2 protein-coding genes and 2 pseudogenes are annotated in these 1,980 nt (G+C 50.4%); 2 read left to right on the top strand and 2 right to left on the bottom strand.

What is annotated here, in order from left to right:
• Together AC1DV6_RS18470 and AC1DV6_RS18465 are read left to right on the top strand one after the other, a co-directional pair.
• Positions 1–878 (top strand): annotated as a pseudogene (locus AC1DV6_RS18470) (hypothetical protein); the annotation flags it as partial.
• A gap of 62 nt (positions 879–940) precedes the next feature.
• Entirely contained in the window at positions 941–1,273 is a 333-nt protein-coding gene (locus tag AC1DV6_RS18465) for a hypothetical protein (RefSeq protein ID WP_477980055.1), read from the top strand.
• 45 nt (positions 1,274–1,318) lie between these two features.
• Here the strand turns inward: AC1DV6_RS18465 and AC1DV6_RS18460 are convergent.
• Together AC1DV6_RS18460 and AC1DV6_RS18455 are read right to left on the bottom strand one after the other, a co-directional pair.
• Positions 1,319–1,496, bottom strand: a pseudogene (locus AC1DV6_RS18460) (IS21 family transposase); the annotation flags it as partial.
• A 102-nt stretch (positions 1,497–1,598) separates the two neighbouring features.
• Positions 1,599–1,980: hypothetical protein (locus AC1DV6_RS18455; protein ID WP_477980053.1), on the bottom strand; the 382-nt coding region annotated here is incomplete at its 5' end.

Raw genomic sequence — 1,980 nt, 5'->3', positions numbered from 1 at the left:
ACTCCTATGTCTGGAACAACCCGCTCAAGATGTATGACCCTGAGGGGTTTGTTGCGATGGCCGGTGGCGGTGGAGGATCGTTAATTTGCAACGAAGTGGGGGACTGTCATTACGATGGCGGTGGCGGTGGATATGGCGATAGCGATTCCGGTTATAGCCACGAAACGTATGAAGGGTCGGGTCAAGGCAGCGATAGCAGCGCAGGCGGAAGTCCTGAACCTAGTCCATCCAGCAGTCCGGATAACGGAGGAAGCGGAAGCGGGGGCGGGGGCGGGGGCCTCATTGACCGTTTTATAAACTGGCTTACTGGCGGTGATAGCAGTGCGTCTGCGAGCAGCAGCACGTCTGCGAGCAGCAACACTACCCCGCCGCAGAATCTTCCAACAATTGAGTTGCCGCCCTCAACGGTGACTGGAAAGCGCGATCCGTGCGGAGGAATGGCGAACTGCGTAGGGTTGATTGGTGCTGCGGCTACTACGTACTTTGCAAGCAACCCGGTGTTATCACGCGTGGTGGTCGGTGTTGGTATAACAGCCGTGGGGCAAGTTTGTGGTGGGGCGAGAGTTATTGGATGTATCGCTGCCGGTATGGTTGGTGTAGCGCTGGCGGTAAATCCGGCAGTGGACAAGAAGCCCGAAAAAGCAGATGGTGAAAAACAGGAAGAAGACTCCAATGAACCCACTCAACCAAACGAAAATAATTTAGATAAGCTCCCTGAGAACAAAGGCAACAAAGCTGCTCGAGATGCCGGATATGAAGATGCTCACGACGCCAAAGATGGTCGGGGTGATAGCAAAGTCAATATTTATAACGACAAGACAACGGGGCAAAAGTGGTTGTGGGATGGCAAAAAAGGATCTGAAAAGGAAATGTTGTGAGTAGAAAAAAACAAATTTCACTTACATTCCGAGGCTTTGACTGCAGTGCTCAGGAGCTTGCAATGCTTATTGACGCTCCGACTTCGCGCCTCGGAAATCGAGGTGAGCCTGTCAGGCCACAAGTCAAGACAATGTTGAGTCGCTCTTATGTTCAATACGCAATGCATTTTTCAAACGAGCATCCTCTATGTGAAATGCTTCCAGATTTTTTTGTGTATCTGGGGGGGGTCGATCAGCTTTGTCGAGTGCAAGAGAAAGTTCACGCTGAGTTTTTGGAGCTCCATTTCGATCTGCCTGTAAAGGAGTCTGATGAATCTCAAGAGGGGTATTTTTCGACGACTAATATTGCAGATGTTTTCCAACTGAAAGCTAGTATTTCGTTAGGTTTTTTTTGAGTTTGTCGTCATGCCTGCGTAGATCCGCTTCAATTTGCGACGCTATTTCCGAGATTCTGCTGCCTTTGTTTGTAGCTAAAAAGCCAGCTTTTCTGCATAAGGACTGAGTTTGCTGAAACTGCTCCGCCTTGGGTAGTTTGGGCTCCACTTCGTTGGATCGCAGGTACTTCTTAACGGTGTTGCGAGCCAGGCCTTTACGCCTGGAAATCTCGCGGATGGACATCTGTTCTCGCAGTGCCCAACGTCTGATGACATTCAATGTCGCCACGTCTATTTCTTCAAATTTCCCCCTGCTTTAAAAATGACAGGGTATGGCCCACGTGGGTCAGTTATTCGCGGAAATCAACATTGAGAACCCTCGGACCGACGAATTCCAATTTCCTTGTGCGATAGCAAAAAAAAAGTGGCCGTCGTAAATCGGCGCATTCGTGCTGTTGTGTTTGCGCTGCACGGATCTGGTGATCCACGGCGATGTAAAGCAAGTGTGCTTAAATTTGTCGGTCAAAAAGTTTCTGCGGTGGTGTTCGAGACTCATTGAGCTCTTGTCCTGCAAAGCAGATATTCGGGTTCTCAGGGAGTTTGAATGATCCAAAACATTGGACGCGGCGCTTCTGCGTCTTGTAAAAGCACGCATACAGCCAACGTAACTCGGCGCGCCAGCGCCCGAGCGGCCGGCCTCGTAGCAACCTTGGTCATGCTCTTCAGCG

It is taken from the genome of Rhodoferax sp. P2_H8_2 (genome assembly GCF_056403235.1).
The sequence above is the reverse complement of the archived record's forward strand: the minus strand, read 5'-3'. Positions and strand labels throughout refer to the sequence as shown.